The sequence below is a fragment of the Streptomyces sp. sk2.1 genome (genome assembly GCF_008120935.1).
Classification (GTDB): domain Bacteria; phylum Actinomycetota; class Actinomycetes; order Streptomycetales; family Streptomycetaceae; genus Streptomyces.
Window position 1 is genome coordinate 89,729 of sequence record NZ_RDBO01000015.1, and the last position, 14,162, is coordinate 103,890.

Sequence of the window (14,162 nt, forward strand, 5' to 3'; positions counted from 1 at the left end):
GGCGGCGGCGCGGGTCATCGCAGGAACGCCGCGGCCACACCGGCATCGACGGGAATGTGCAGCCCCGTCGTGTGCGTGAGGTCGCCGCCCGTCAGCGCGAAGACGGCGTTGGCCACGTGTTCCGGGAGCACCTCGCGCTTGAGGAGCGTGCGCCGGGCGTAGAACTCCCCGAGCTTCTCCTCCTCGATGCCGTACGTGGCCGCGCGCTGGGCGCCCCAGCCCGAGGCGAAGATTCCCGAACCGCGCACCACACCGTCGGGGTTGACACCGTTGACCCGGATCCCGTGCTCGCCCAGCTCGGCCGCCAGCAGTCGCACCTGATGGGCCTGGTCGGCCTTGGTGGCCGAGTAGGCGATGTTGTTCGGGCCCGCGAACACCGCGTTCTTCGACGTGACGTAGACGATGTCGCCGCCGAGGTCCTGGACCCGCATCATCCGGGCGGCCTCCCGCGACACCAGGAACGAGCCGCGCGCCATGATGTCGTGCTGGAGGTCCCAGTCCTGCGCGGTGGTGTCCAGCAGCGGCTTCGAGACGGAGATCCCGGCATTGTTCACGACGAGGTCCACACCGCCGAACGCGAGCGCGGCGGCCCCGAAGGCGGCGACGATCTGCTGCTCGTCGGTCACGTCGACCGTCACCGCGACGGCCGCGTCGGGCCCGCCGAGCTCCTGCACCACCGAGGCGGCGTTCTCGGCGTCGCGGTCCGCGACGACGACACACGCCCCCTCCGAGACCAGCCGGTGCGCGATGGCCCTGCCGATGCCGGACCCCGCGCCCGTGACCAGCGCCACCCGGGTTGCCAGGGGCATGGGCCCCGGCATCCGGCGCAGCTTGGCCTCCTCCAGTTCCCAGTACTCGATCCGGAACTTCTCGGATTCCTCGATCGGGGCGTACGAGGAGACGGCCTCGGCGCCACGCATGACCTGGATGGCGTTGAGGTAGAACTCCCCGGCGACCCGGGCCGTCTGCTTGTCCTTGCCGAAGGAGAACATGCCGACCCCGGGCACCAGCACGATCGCCGGGTCCGCACCGCGCATCGCCGGGGAGCCGGGGGAGGCGTGCCGCTCGTAGTAGGCGCGATACTCCTCCCGGTACTCCGCGTGCAGTTCCCGCAGCCGCGCCTCGGCCTCGTCCGGCGAGGCGTCCGCGGGCAGGTCGAGAACCAGCGGCCGGACCTTCGTACGGAGGAAATGGTCCGGGCACGAGGTGCCGAGCGCGGCGAGCCGCGGATGCCCGGTGCGGGCGAGGAAGTCCAACACCGGTTCCGCATCCGTGAAGTGACCCACCTGCGGACGGTCGGTGGAGACCAGCCCGCGGATCAACGGGGCGAGCGCCGCCGCACGCTCCCGGCGCCGCTCCTCGGCCAGCGGCTCCCGGCCCGCCCACACGGGACCGAACGGCTCGTCCCTGCCGCGCTCCTCCAGGAACGCCTCGGCGGTGCGGATCATCCAGAGGGCGTTGCGCTCGCACTCCTGGGACGTCTCGCCCCAGGCCGTGATGCCGTGCCCGCCCAGGATCACGCCGACGGCCCGCGGGTTCGCCTCCTTGACCGCGGCGATGTCCAGGCCGAGCTGGAAACCGGGCCTGCGCCAGCCCACCCAGGCCACCTTGTCGCCGAAGCACTCCGCCGTGAGCTTCTCGCCGTCGGCGGCGCACGCCAGCGCGATGCCCGAGTCCGGATGCAGATGGTCGACGTGCGCGGCCCCGACCAGGGCGTGCATCGCCGTGTCGATGGACGGAGCGGCTCCGCCCCTGCCGTGCAGGCAGTAGTCGAACGCCGCCACCATCTCGTCCTCGCGCTCCACCCCCGGATACACGTCCTCGAGCGCACGCACCCGGTCCAGGCGCAGGACGGCGAGACCCGCCTCGGTCAGGGTGCCGAGATCGCCCCCGGACCCCTTCACCCACAGCAGTTCGGTCTCGCGACCGGTGACCGGATCGATCGCGGTGGCCTTGGCCGAGGCGTTGCCGCCGGCGTAGTTGGTGTTGCGGGGATCGGAGCCGATGCGGTGGGCGCGCTCCAGCAGCGCGGCGACTTCGGGATGCGTCGCGGAGGTCATGGAATTCCTTTGCGGTCCGGAGGAGGGAGAAGCACGGAACGGGTCGGACGTACGGGGGAGGGGTCAGGCGCCCCAGCCGGCCTGCTCGCCGCCGACCCGGGCGGCGGCGATCCGCTCCTGGTTGCCGGAGGCCAGATACGCGGCGAACGGGTCCCCGGCCAGGCCGAGTTCCTCACGCACCTCGGCGAGCAGCGGACGGACGTCGGTGTTGTAGGCGTCCATCAGGACGCCGTTCGCCGCCAGCACGTCACCGGACCGCTGTGCCGCCTCCAGCGCCGTCGAGTCGACCAGCAACGCCTTGGCGGTCGCCTCCTGCACATTGGCGACCGACCGGATCACGGCCGGGATCTTTGCCTCGATGTTGTGGCACTGGTCGAGCATGAAGTTGACGTTCGTCTCGGGCCTCAGACCGCCGTTCCTGACCACCTCGTGCATGATCCGGAACAACTGGAACGGGTCGGCGGCCCCGACCATCAGGTCGTCGTCGGCATAGAACCGGGAGTTGAAGTCGAACGCGCCGAGCTTCCCGGCACGCAGCAGGAACGCCACGATGAACTCGATGTTGGTGCCCGGTGCGTGGTGCCCGGTGTCCACGACCACCTGGGCCTTCGGCCCGAGGTTCAGGCAGTGCGCGTACGCCGTGCCCCAGTCCGGCACGTCCATCGTGTAGAACGCGGGCTCGAAGAGCTTGTACTCCAGCAGCATCCGCTGGTCGTCGCCGAGGCGCTCGTAGACCTCGGCCAGCGCCTCGGCGAGCCGGTCCTGCCGGGCCACGATGTCGTCCTGCCCCGGATAGTTGGTGCCGTCGGAGAACCAGAGCTTGAGATCGGGGGACCCGGTCTCGTCCATGATGTCGACGCACTCCAGCAGGTGGTCGGTGGCCTTCCGGCGCACCGCGGGGTCGGGGTGGGTGACCGAACCGAGCTTGAAGTCGTCGTCCTGGAAGACGTTGGAGTTGATCGCGCCGATCCGCACGCCGAGACTCCCGGCGTGCCGGTTCAGCGCGGCGTAGTCCTCGACCTTGTCCCACGGGATGTGCAGGGACACCTTCGGCGCCACGCCCGTGAACGCGTGCACCTGCGCCGCGTCCTCCAGCTTCTCGAACGGATCGCGCGGAACCCCCGGTTGCGCGAACACCTTGAAACGCGTCCCGGAGTTCCCGTAGCCCCATGAGGGCGTCTCGATCACTTGGGACTTCAGGGCTTCCTTGACGGTCGACACATCGGACATGAGTACCTCGCAAGGGGTATCCGGCGACCGGGAGGCGGTCGGACCGAAGAGCATATGAATCGTTTCAGTTCGGTCGTACGGTAGGTTCTCCCATGGTTCTGGTCAATCGGCTGGTCGGGTTGTTCTTCTGTCCTGAATCAATTCACCGTGCACGCGGAAGCGTGCGCATCGGGGAGGCGCTGATCGTCCCGACGGGTGGGGCCGGCGCGGGGCGGCAGGTCGTGAGCATCCTCGGAGCAGCGCCCGGGAGTGCTCGGTCCGCCGACTCGCCCACAGCATGGTGACGCATCGGGGCGGCCGGGTGAAGAGGGCCTCGCGACGCCCGAGGACGACGGCGCCCACCGGTCGCCGGACGCGACGACAGGTCGGTGATCGCCGGGAGCGGCGTACCGGGGATGACGCGGGCGCGGTGTCGCCTGCCGGAAGGGCCGACCGGCGGGCCCGGTACGGGTTGGCGGAGGGACTGACCTACGGGCCCGGTCAGTGACCGCCGGGCATGCTCGGGCGGAGCGCACGCACCAGGTCGAAGAAACGGGACTCGTTGCCGCACAGACCCGCCCGCCGCAGTGCGCCGTCGGCCTCCGCGATCGGCGAGGCGAGCAACGGCACGTACAGAGGACCGTCGTCCGGATCCGCGAGCGCGGCCCGAGTGGCCTCCAGTAGTCGGACGTAGGCCTGGGCCGCGGCGAGTTCGGCATCGCGCATCTCAGCATCTCCCGGTCAGAGGTGTCGGACGCACCAGCATCCCCCATGGGTCCGACAACGCCCGCCGCGGCGACGCGCGGATGCCCACTAGCGGCCGTTCGGCCGCCGGGCGCCGGGCGGCGGTTCCACCTCCAGGAATCTTCGGCGGCGGGCTCCCCGGTACAGCAGTACCGTCCAGCCCAACTCCCGCAGCACCGCCGCACACCGGTTCAGCCCGTCTACCTCCGAATGGGCCGCCCCGCTGCCGGGCGGACCGAGCCATTCGACACGGACACCGCCCGGCGCCTCGCCCCGCTCCAGGCGGTACCCGGTCGCGGTACGGCTGCCCGATCCGTCGACGGCCGAGGGGGTCAGGCCCGACGCCTCCAGGGCGATGGCCACGGCCCGCACCGGTCGGTGCGTCTCCCAGGACGCGGGTACGCCCTCCGGGGCGACGTGCCCGGTGTTCGTCAGCCGGCGGATCTGCAGCATCCCCTCGAACGCCGTCCGCACCGAAGCCGCGCGCCCCGGGTCCGGTGCGGGAGCCGCCGGACCGTCCCCGGTGGCCGGTTCGAACCCGGTCTCGTGCTCGGTGCCCATCAGTGCCCCCTTCGCCCGTGCGGTACTGCCGACAGTGTGCGCCGCCCCACTGACAACGACCCGGGCACCGCGTCCCGGCCGCCGTGGCAACGGCTCGCCCTGACGGGACGGGGGACCGCGCACGCCATGTGACGCACCGTCCCGGAACCGGCCCACGACGGCCCGACGCATGCAGCCGATCATGAAATCGGTGTGCGCGGGTGACATGGCCCGATAGGCTCGAACGCCCGACAGCTCCGTACCCCAGAGGATTCACGCACTGTGCCCGACAACGTCCAAGGCCCCGGCGCCGCCCCCATCGACCGTGCCGGGCTGCGCGCCGACTGCGCGAACTGTTTCGGGCTGTGCTGCGTCGCGCTGACCCTGACCCGGTCCGCGGACTTCGCGATCGACAAGGACGCGGGGGAGCCCTGCCGCAACCTCCAGGAGGACTTCCGCTGCGGGATCCACACCCGGCTGCGGACGCAGGGCTTTCCCGGCTGCACCGTGTACGACTGCTTCGGGGCCGGTCAGAAGGTCTCCGGAGAGACCTTCGGCGGACTGGACTGGCGCTCCGCGCCGCAGACCGCCCGGCGGATGTTCCAGGTGTTCCCGGTGATGCGGCAACTCCACGAACTCCTCTGGTACCTCACGGAGGCGCTGTCCCTGGAGCCGGCGCGGTCCCTGAGGGGTGACCTCCGGCGCACCCTCGACGCCACGGAACGCCTCACCCGCCTTCCCGCGGACGATCTCGCGGGCCTCGACGTGTCCGGTCACCGCGACGAGGCGGCCCGGCTCCTGCTCCGCACCAGCGAACTCGTACGGGCGACGGCACCGCGCGGGAAGAAGCGACACCGCCGAGGCGCCGACCTGATCGGGGCCAGGCTGCGCGGCGCCGACCTGAGGGGCGCCGACCTGAGGGGCGCGTACCTGATCGCGGCGGACCTCACCGGTGCCGACCTCCGTCTGGCCGACCTGATCGGCGCCGACTTCCGGGACGCCGACCTGTCCGGTGCGGACCTCACCGGGAGCCTCTTCCTCACCCAGTCCCAGCTCAACGCGGCCAGGGGCGACGCGGCGACGAAGCTCCCGCGATCCCTCGACCGCCCCGCCCACTGGACCGGGTGAGCATCGCGGCGGGTACCGTCGACGGCGGGCGATCCGGACCGCGAGCCGGTGACCGGGCATCACGCCCGCGTCACCGGAACGAATCGACCGGCACGGCGGGGCACTGCCGACGTGCCTGATTCGTTGCACTGTGTGGCGTACCCGGAGCGCCGTCGCCGACCGGACCGAGGAGTCCCGCACATGCCCAGCAGTACCGACCGCAGCCGCACCGAGACGAGCCACCGGGACGGGAGCCGCACCCGCCTGGTGGAGCGGCTCATGGAGCAGTTCCCGCACGTTCCCCGGGAAGCCGTCATCAAGGAAGACCTCCTGCGCGGCGGCGTGGCGTTCGACGAATCCGCGCTCAGCGACAACGAGGACGGCGACGTCAAGCCGAAGTCGTACTTCATCTTCTCGTTCGACCACGGCACGCTCCCCGAGCTCGGCGCGGCCGCGCTCCGCCGTCCGCCGGAGGAGATCGTGCTCACCGGCGGTCCGTACGACCTGCGCAGGACCGTGGTGTCGGTACGGGTCAACCCCGCGTCTCCCTACCGGGTCGCGGCCGACGAGGACGGCGTGCTCGGGCTGTACCTCGACGGCCGGCGGATCTCCGACGTGGGCCTGCCGCCCATGCCGGACTACTACCGCCACACCCTGGAGAACGGCAAGTCCGTGATGGAGGTGGCACCCACCATCCAGTGGGGCTACCTCGTGTACCTGACGGTCTTCCGGGTCTGCCAGTACTTCGGGGCGAAGGAGGAGTGCCAGTACTGCGACATCAACCACAACTGGCGCCAGCACAAGGCGGCGGGCCGTCCGTACACCGGGGTGAAGCCGGTCGAGGAGGTCCTGGAGGCGCTGGCCATCATCGACAAGTACGACACCGCGAAGACCTCCACGGCCTACACGCTCACCGGCGGCGCCATCACCTCCCACATCGGCGGCCGTGACGAGGCCGACTTCTACGGTCAGTACGCCAAGGCCATCGAGGAGCGCTTCCCCGGCCGCTGGATCGGCAAGGTCGTCGCCCAGGCCCTGCCCAAGGCCGACGTGCAGCGCTTCCACGACTACGGCGTGCAGATCTACCACCCCAACTACGAGGTGTGGGACCGCAGGCTGTTCGAGCTCTACTGCCCGGGCAAGGAGCGTTACGTGGGCCGCGACGAGTGGCACCGCCGCATCCTGGACTCCGCCGAGGTCTTCGGCGCCCGGAACGTCATTCCCAACTTCGTCGCCGGTGTGGAGATGGCTGCGCCCTTCGGCTTCACCACCGTGGACGAGGCCATCGCCTCGACGACCGAGGGCCTGCGCTTCTTCATGTCGCACGGCATCACCCCGCGGTTCACCACCTGGTGCCCGGAACCCACCACCCCGCTCGGGAAGACCAACCCGGACGGAGCGCCGCTGGAGTACCACATCCGCCTGCTGGACGCCTACCGCGCGACGATGGAGGAGTACGGGCTCAGCTCGCCCCCCGGCTACGGCCCGCCCGGACCCGGGCGCGCGGTCTTCTCCGTCAGCTCCTTCATGGACAGCCTCCCGGCAGCTATGGACGACGAGCGGTAACGCCGAACGGACCGTCCGCCGGGCCCGGTCCGATCGGGCCCGGCGGTGGACGGCAGTGGACGGCGATGGACAGCAGCGATGGCAAAACGATTCGCCTGTTCACCCGGAGGATGGGAACGAGCGGCGGCGGGCACCTACAGGAAGAGAACCGGAACCACCAGGGTCAGTGGAAGGCGGTGCCCATGCTGCATGGCGTCGACGTCAGTTCCCATCAGCCGTCCTTCAATACGGACGGGCTGGACTTCGTCCTCATCAAGGCCACCGAGGGCCGTTCGTACATCAATCCACGCCTCGCGGAACAGGTGAAGCGTGCCCGGGACGCGGAATGCGTGGTCGGCTTCTACCACTTTCTCTGGCCGGGGAACATCAAGGCCCAGGCGGAGTACTTCGTGAGCAAGGCTCCGGAGAAGGCGGGCGATCTGCTCGCGGTGGACTGGGAGGAGAACGGCGAGGGCACGAGGGCGAGCAACGCGGAGAAGGACAGCTTCATCCGCGAGGTCAAACGCCTGAGGCCCCATCACAAGGTCCTGCTGTACTGCAACCGCCACTTCTGGCTGAACCACGACACCACCTCGTACGCGGGGGACGGTCTCTGGATCGCCGACTACGTGACCGCCGGGAAGCCGAGGATCGAGGCGTCCTGGCGCATCCACCAGTACACCGACCAGCCGCTCGACAAGGACGTCGCCGCCTTCGCCTCGCGGAGCGCCATGCGCGACTGGGCCCGGGGATAGCCGCCGGACAGGACGCGCGGGCGTGTGGTCCGGGGCCGTTCAGTAGGACTGCAACTCGATGAGGTGGCCCTCGGGGTCGCGTACGTGCGCGGTACGGAGCCCCGGACCCCAGTCCGGCCGGTCGCACGCCCCGGCGACCGGTGTGGCCCCGTGCTCCATGCACAGGGCCAGCCCGGCGTCGACATCGGGCACCCGGCAGACGAACATCGACCGGTCCTGGGCGGGCGGCACCGCAGCCGGCAGCCCGGCGGTACCGGTGACGGCGGCCATCGCGCCGCGGTCGAAGAGTGCCAGTACCCCCTGGCCATCGACGTCCCAGTGCGCGTACGGACCGGACTCGCCGCCACTGGTCCGGCCCGCTCCGATCAGGGCCGGCAGCAGACCGTCGTAGAAACGGAAGCAGGCGGCGAACGCGCTCACCAGCAGACGAGGGTGAAGGGCATCCATGAACCACTCCAGAATAGTAGGTGCGAACCCATCATTGGTGTATGCCTAAGATGGTGTCAATGAGTGAGACCCCGCCCAGCCTCCTGGGACTTACGACCTATCTGATGTCCAAGACCGGAAAGGCGGCGCGCGGTCGGCTGGCGGCGCGGCTGGCCGAGCGCGGGCTGCGGCTCTGGCACATGGCCGTCCTGTCGGCGCTGGCCGATTTCGGCCCCCATGTGCAGCGGGAGCTGGCGTCCCGACTCGGGATCGACCGGAGCGACATCGTCAAGATCGTGGATGACCTCGCGGTGGCCGGATTCGTCGACCGGGCCCGGGACGTCGACGACCGCCGCCGGGTGACCGTCACCCTCGCCCCGGCCGGCCGTGAGGTGCTCTCCGAACTCCAGGCCGAGGCGCTGGCCGTGCAGAAGGAACTGCTCGCCCCCTTGAACCGGCGTGAACAGGACCAGCTGGCGGCGCTGTTGAGGCGGGTTCACACCCACGCCTGCACGTGAATCGGCGGGCCGCGGTCGGCACACCGACCGCGGCCCGCGTTCGACGAGGTGGGGGAATCCTCCGGGCGGTCGTGTCGGGCCGGGTTCCGTATCGCCGCGGCCGGGGTTCCGGAACCTGTCCATTGGCATGGACCTGATGAGCGAGCTGCGTTACAGTCCGTTGCGGCATCTCCTGAGAGCGCTCTCAGTCGAGGCCTCTCACATGCCCCTGTTCCTCCCCCACCATGCCGGAACAACAGAAGGGCCACTCCCTTGAGACACATGACCGCGCTGCGTGCGAGTCTGGCCGCCACGCTCGTCGTCGGAGCCTGGGCGACCGTGGGACTCGCCACGGCATCGGCCTCGCCCGTCGCCGTGGACCAGACCTCCAATACCTCCGATTCCTCCAACGCCTCTCGTGCCGAGGCCATGGACGAACCGGCGTCCACCGGCCTGCTCTCCGCCATGCGGAGGGACCTCGGCCTGACGGAAAGCCAGGCCAGGGCGCGACTGTCCGCGGAGAAGACCGCGACCGCCGTGCAGGGCAAGGCGCAACGGGTGGCAGGATCGTCGTACGCCGGCTCCTGGTTCGATCCGGCCACGGGCAAGCTCAACGTGGCCGTCACCGACGGCCGGAGGGTCGGGGCCGTGGAAGCGGCGGGCACGTCCGCCCGGGTGGTGCGCAACAGCGCCCGACAGCTCGACGCGACCAAGGCCCGGATCGACGCGATGTCCGCACCGACCGGTGTCAGCAGCTGGCACGTCGATCCGAAAGCGAACCGGGTCGTCGTCGGCATCGTCGCCTCGGCGCAGGATGACAACGATGTCCGCGCGTTCGTCGCCAAGGCTCGGGAGGCCGGCCCCGTCCTGGTGAAGCGGACGCCCGAGGCACCCAGGACCTTCGCCGCCGGGACGGTGGGCGGCGACCCCTACTACACGGGCAACGTCCGGTGCTCCATCGGCTTCTCCGTGCACGGCGGATTCGTCACGGCGGGACACTGCGGCCAGGCGGGCGCGGCGGTCAGCGGATGGGACCGGTCGGCCATCGGCAACTTCCAGGGGTCGTCCTTCCCCGACAACGACTACGCCTGGGTCGGCGTGGGCAACGGCTGGTGGACCGTTCCTGTCGTCCTGGGCTGGGGCACCGTCTCGGACCAGCTGGTACGGGGCTCCGCGGAGGCACCCGTCGGCGCCTCGATATGCCGTTCCGGGTCCACGACCCACTGGCACTGCGGCAACGTGCTGGCCAAGAACGAAACCGTGAACTACAGCCAGGGCGCCGTCCACCAGATGACCAAGACGAGCGTCTGCGCCGAGCCGGGTGACTCCGGCGGTTCCTTCATCAGCGGGGACCAGGCCCAAGGGGTCACCTCGGGCGGTTGGGGCAACTGCTCCGGCGGCGGGGAGACCTGGCACCAGCCGATCAACGAGATCCTGAACCGGTACGGGCTGACACTGCACACGGCCTGACGACGGTACGCGTGGGCCCGCCCGGCCGGGCAGGCCCACGCGTGGGCCCGGTGGCCCGCGACGGCACGGGTTTTACCGCCCCTGCGGCAGGCCCCTGCCGCAGGCGGAGGGTGTGACGCCCGAGAGGTCGGGCAAGGGCTTCGGCCACCGGTCGGGAACCGGAGAGTGCCGCCGCCGTGGACGTAACTGCCGCGCACCGTCCCGGACAGGAACCGAGCGATGCCGCCCCGGACAGGAACATTCGGCTCCGGCCCGGGGCGGGAACGGGCGAGCGCCGTCTCACTACCGGTCGCCCGGCATGACATCACTCACGGAAGTCGTTCAGCCAGTCGCCCGGGATCAGGTCACGGATGCCGTCGAGGGCTTCCTCGATCCGGCCCCGGGCGTAAAGGGCCGCCCCGTCGTCGTCGCGGAGCAGGGCGTCCGGGCCGAGGAACCAGCGGATGCCGGGCTCTTTCTCGCAGGCCGGGTAGGCGGGAAAGGGGAGCCGGACACACCTCTGCTCCAGCAGCTCGACGCCGTGTTCGTCGAAGTCCGTCAGGAAGTCGCAGAGTTCGTCATCCGCCTGTACGGACTCCGAGAGAATGGTCTCGACGAGCGCCAGGGAGAGCCGGTCCAGCCAGGGTTCCCACTGCTCGGCGCTCTTGTCGGCCAGATTCGCCCGGACGAACACGGCAGGGTCCTCCTCTCCCAGCGTTTCGAGGAGGACACCCCAGGAGACGGCTCCCTGATTCTCGTGCCGGAAGACCAGGGCCTCCTGGCCGCTGTCCACGTACAGTTCGGACGGGCCGAGCAGGGTGTCGTGGTTCCTGGTGAGATCCGTGCGGCGGCCGAACAGCAGGTACGCCTCCCGCAGCGCCGGAGGCAGTCGGAGGCCCAACCTCTCCTCGGCCGCCACGAGATCGGCCTCGGGCAGGCCGTCCTCGTCACCGAGCGGCTTTGTCCAGTGCGCCGCGAAACCGCGGACGAACTCCCGGATGCCGCCCGCCCCGTCGCCGTGAACAACGGAAGCGAGCGACTGAACCATGTCGAACTGGTATTCCATGCGGTGACTGTACATCGACCTGATAAGGGCATTCCGCCGTGCATTGGGCGGCATGCCGGTGGCGTCCGGTCACCGACCACGAGCAGGGGTCGGTGCCGATGGCCGACGGTGTTCTGCGGTGGCGGTGAGGAAGAATGGGGCCATGCCTGCCCCGAGGATCCGCGTCGCCGCGTACGTGACCAGGGAGCGTACGGTTCCCGAAGTGCTGGTGTTCGACCACGTCGGGATGCCGGCGGCCGGGACCCGGGTTCCCCCGGAGGGGTCGGTCCCGACGAAGAATTGGAACAGGCCGTTCTGCGAGAAGTCACCGAGGAAACCGGCCTGTCGGCCGCCGAGGTGATCCGGCGGATCGCCGTGGAGGACAAACCGCACCCCGAGACCGGGCAGCCGCGGAGGACCACGTTTTTCCTCCTCCGAGCGCCGGTGAAGACCGCCGACGCATGGGACCACCGTGTCGGGGGAGACGGAGCGGACGCGGGCTTCACGTTCGCCTGCCACCTTCTCCCGCTTCCCCTGGAGCGCCCGCTCGCCGACGGGCAGGACGCCTGGCTGGGCCATGTCGACCCCCGCTGGGGCACTCCGGCCAACGGCGGTGCGTGAACAGCCGCCGGACGCCCGCGGCCGAAGCCGTACCGGGCCTGCTGGACCCGTCAGCCCGTCAGCCCGTCAGCCCGTCAGCCCGTCAGCCCGTCAGCTTCGGGGAAGGCCCGGGAACCCCGACCGCCGCCCGGTACGCACCCTCCAACACCCTTGCTGAACAATCGTGTTGGAGCCGGACGAACGACGGCATGCCTGCCTGTATCGTCGGCGCTCCGAGAGGAAGAAGCATGGGCGTCCCACGAGCCCGGACGCTTCCGTACGATCGGTGGTCCGACGACATGCCGGACCGATGCGCCGGAGCACATGAGGAGCGGTGATGAGCCCGGAGTCGGTACTCCGTCAGACGGACGTCGAGAACATGAGGAGCATCCCCGCCGGAGAGATCGTCCTGCGTGACGAGGGCACGAGAACGGAATGGAGAGCTGAGGTCGGTGCCTTCCGACTGGCGGCGTACCCCGTGACCCGCGAGCTGTATCACGCCGTTCGGGACAGGACGCCCGGTGATTCGGCCGGGCCGCGCACACCGATGACCGACATCTCCTGGAAGGAAGCCGTCGAGTTCTGCAACGTCCTCTCGCGGAAGGCGGGGCTCCGGCCCTGCTACACGACGGACGAGGACCGCGACGGGCTGGACGTGATCTGCGACTGGCAGGCCGATGGCTACCGGCTCCCGTCCGAGGCGGAGTGGGAGTACGCGTGCAGAGCCGGAACCTCCGGTGTCCGTTACGGGGAACTGGACGAGATCGCCTGGTACCGCGGGAACTCCGGCGGCGAGGTGCATGACATCGGGACCCGGGCGCCCAACGCGTGGGGCCTGCACGACATGATCGGCAACGTGTGGGAGTGGTGCTGGGAACTCTACGATCCCCGGGTCTACGGTCCGTACCGAGTGTTCCGCGGCGGTGGCGCGTACGACCCGCCCCGGGGCTGCCGGGCATCGTGCCGCCGCAAGAGCCACCCCACCTTCCGCATCGACGACCTCGGATTCCGCCTCGCCCGGACAGGCGGCTGAATCCGGGACGCGGGACACCAGGTCCGAGCGTCCCGCCCGGTCGGCCCCGCACCGAACGAAAGACCAGAGCCATGGCCAAACAGCGCGTCACCGTCTGCGTCCCGCCCTGCGCCCCCGAGGACCTCCACCGGTTCATCGGACGGGCCATGGCCCCGTTCGACTACAACCGCACGGATCACCCCGACCCGGACTGGGTGGGGGAGTGGGACTACTGGTTCGTGTCCGGTGCCGGGTGCCTCTTCGCCGTACTCCCCGGGCATGAGCAGGACCCGAGGCTCGTCCGCCGCGACGAGTGGACGGAGCCGCCGGTCGATCCGCCGCCCTCCAGGTGCCATGGCGGGCCGCGAGGTCTGCTCGACCTCGCGGTGGACCGCGACGAGGCCGCCGCGCGGGCCCGCGTCCTGTGGAAGGAGTACCAGGAGTTCGCGACCTGCTACCCACCGGCCCTGCCGTACGGGTTCTTCGCAACCAGGGCCCACACCGACCCGGTGACCTATCCGCGCGAGCGGGTCGTCGAGGAGTTCACCGATCAGCCGCTCATCCGAGCCCTCGTCGAGAACCCGGCCCTCGGGGACCAGTTCGCCAACGACCCGGTCGCTTATTTCGGCGAGGACCTTGAGACGTTCGTTGCCGAGCGGGTGGCCGAGGTGCTGCCCACGCCCACGCTGCTCACCCTGGACGGACGCTGGATCGAGAGCGGCGGCCCCGAGTACCTCCGGATGTTCAATGAGTACCTGGAGTCCCTGCCGGCCGACACCATGGTCGTCCGGTTGCTCTACCACTCCTGAGGCATGCCCGGCCCCTTTCTGTTTCCGGTGGCATCGACCGATGATCCGCGCGCGGGGCAATACAGCTAGTAGTGCTTGGTCAGGTTCACTCGCCGGTGGCGTGTCCGTTTGATCGGGTGTGTCGTTGACTGGCTGTGCTGGGTGAGGAGTTGGCTGCGGTCCGGTGTGATCTGGAGGACTTCGCGGCGGAGATGTTCGAGCCGTTCGCGCGGGCGGATCAACGCCGGTGGGGCGCCGTCTATCTGCGAGGACTGCTGCTGGACGGGCGGCGCAAGTCGGTGGAGCCGATGGCCGCCCGTCTGGGTGAGGACGGCAACCGGCAGGCCCTGGCCCACTTCATCACCACCAGCCCGTGGGACGCGGC

At 70.1% G+C, this 14,162-nt stretch carries 15 protein-coding genes; 9 read left to right on the forward strand and 6 right to left on the reverse strand.

Features of this window, described 5'->3' with window-relative positions:
- Nucleotides 1-14: 14 nt before the first annotated feature.
- From EAO76_RS02785 to EAO76_RS02800, 4 genes are all read right to left on the reverse strand, one after another.
- Complete coding sequence (locus EAO76_RS02785) at nucleotides 15-2,060, reverse strand: bifunctional aldolase/short-chain dehydrogenase (protein ID WP_148832953.1); 2,046 nt, start codon at nucleotides 2,058-2,060, stop codon at nucleotides 15-17.
- 63 nt (nucleotides 2,061-2,123) lie between these two features.
- On the reverse strand, nucleotides 2,124-3,290 hold the full coding sequence (gene rhaI / locus EAO76_RS02790; protein WP_148832955.1) for an L-rhamnose isomerase: 1,167 nt from the start codon (nucleotides 3,288-3,290) through the stop codon (nucleotides 2,124-2,126).
- A gap of 480 nt (nucleotides 3,291-3,770) precedes the next feature.
- Nucleotides 3,771-3,995 carry a hypothetical protein gene (locus EAO76_RS02795; RefSeq protein WP_148832957.1) on the reverse strand — a complete coding sequence of 75 codons (225 nt, stop codon included), beginning with the start codon at nucleotides 3,993-3,995 and terminating at the stop codon, nucleotides 3,771-3,773.
- Nucleotides 3,996-4,082: 87 nt separating this feature from the next.
- Nucleotides 4,083-4,574 carry a hypothetical protein gene (locus EAO76_RS02800; protein ID WP_148832960.1) on the reverse strand — a complete coding sequence of 164 codons (492 nt, stop codon included), beginning with the start codon at nucleotides 4,572-4,574 and terminating at the stop codon, nucleotides 4,083-4,085.
- Between the two features lie 261 nt (nucleotides 4,575-4,835).
- Here EAO76_RS02800 and EAO76_RS02805 point away from each other — a divergent pair, with 261 nt between their 5' ends.
- The 3 genes from EAO76_RS02805 (at nucleotide 4,836) to EAO76_RS02815 (ending at nucleotide 7,960) form a co-directional block, all read left to right on the forward strand.
- Complete coding sequence (locus EAO76_RS02805; RefSeq protein ID WP_148832962.1) at nucleotides 4,836-5,681, forward strand: pentapeptide repeat-containing protein; 846 nt, start codon at nucleotides 4,836-4,838, stop codon at nucleotides 5,679-5,681.
- A 180-nt stretch (nucleotides 5,682-5,861) separates the two neighbouring features.
- The gene (locus EAO76_RS02810) at nucleotides 5,862-7,226 is read left to right on the forward strand and encodes a radical SAM protein (protein ID WP_148832964.1); all 1,365 of its coding nucleotides are present in this window, start codon (nucleotides 5,862-5,864) and stop codon (nucleotides 7,224-7,226) included.
- A 182-nt stretch (nucleotides 7,227-7,408) separates the two neighbouring features.
- Nucleotides 7,409-7,960: a glycoside hydrolase family 25 protein gene (locus EAO76_RS02815; protein ID WP_148832966.1), complete on the forward strand. Its 552-nt coding sequence runs from the start codon at nucleotides 7,409-7,411 to the stop codon at nucleotides 7,958-7,960.
- A gap of 39 nt (nucleotides 7,961-7,999) precedes the next feature.
- On the opposite strand, the gene EAO76_RS02820 is transcribed toward EAO76_RS02815, so the two are convergent.
- Complete coding sequence (locus tag EAO76_RS02820) at nucleotides 8,000-8,407, reverse strand: VOC family protein (protein WP_148832967.1); 408 nt, start codon at nucleotides 8,405-8,407, stop codon at nucleotides 8,000-8,002.
- A gap of 59 nt (nucleotides 8,408-8,466) precedes the next feature.
- Here EAO76_RS02820 and EAO76_RS02825 point away from each other — a divergent pair, with 59 nt between their 5' ends.
- Together EAO76_RS02825 and EAO76_RS02830 are read left to right on the forward strand one after the other, a co-directional pair.
- Complete coding sequence (locus tag EAO76_RS02825; protein ID WP_148832970.1) at nucleotides 8,467-8,904, forward strand: MarR family winged helix-turn-helix transcriptional regulator; 438 nt, start codon at nucleotides 8,467-8,469, stop codon at nucleotides 8,902-8,904.
- 261 nt (nucleotides 8,905-9,165) lie between these two features.
- A complete protein-coding gene (locus EAO76_RS02830) occupies nucleotides 9,166-10,353 on the forward strand; it encodes a S1 family peptidase (protein WP_148832972.1) in 1,188 nt (395 codons plus the stop codon).
- A 304-nt stretch (nucleotides 10,354-10,657) separates the two neighbouring features.
- Here the strand turns inward: EAO76_RS02830 and EAO76_RS02835 are convergent, their stop codons facing one another.
- Nucleotides 10,658-11,398: an SMI1/KNR4 family protein gene (locus tag EAO76_RS02835; RefSeq protein ID WP_148832973.1), complete on the reverse strand. Its 741-nt coding sequence runs from the start codon at nucleotides 11,396-11,398 to the stop codon at nucleotides 10,658-10,660.
- Between the two features lie 279 nt (nucleotides 11,399-11,677).
- On the opposite strand from EAO76_RS02835, the gene EAO76_RS02840 reads away from it, so the two are divergent.
- From EAO76_RS02840 to EAO76_RS02855, 4 genes are all read left to right on the forward strand, one after another.
- Nucleotides 11,678-11,998, forward strand: coding sequence for an NUDIX domain-containing protein (locus EAO76_RS02840; RefSeq protein ID WP_399461373.1), 321 nt, complete (start codon nucleotides 11,678-11,680; stop codon nucleotides 11,996-11,998).
- 316 nt (nucleotides 11,999-12,314) lie between these two features.
- Complete coding sequence (locus EAO76_RS02845) at nucleotides 12,315-13,010, forward strand: formylglycine-generating enzyme family protein (RefSeq protein ID WP_262375245.1); 696 nt, start codon at nucleotides 12,315-12,317, stop codon at nucleotides 13,008-13,010.
- A gap of 71 nt (nucleotides 13,011-13,081) precedes the next feature.
- Nucleotides 13,082-13,798: a hypothetical protein gene (locus tag EAO76_RS02850; protein ID WP_148832975.1), complete on the forward strand. Its 717-nt coding sequence runs from the start codon at nucleotides 13,082-13,084 to the stop codon at nucleotides 13,796-13,798.
- Between the two features lie 191 nt (nucleotides 13,799-13,989).
- Nucleotides 13,990-14,162 (forward strand): transposase (locus EAO76_RS02855; protein WP_262375248.1); only part of this gene is annotated, 173 nt, incomplete at its 3' end.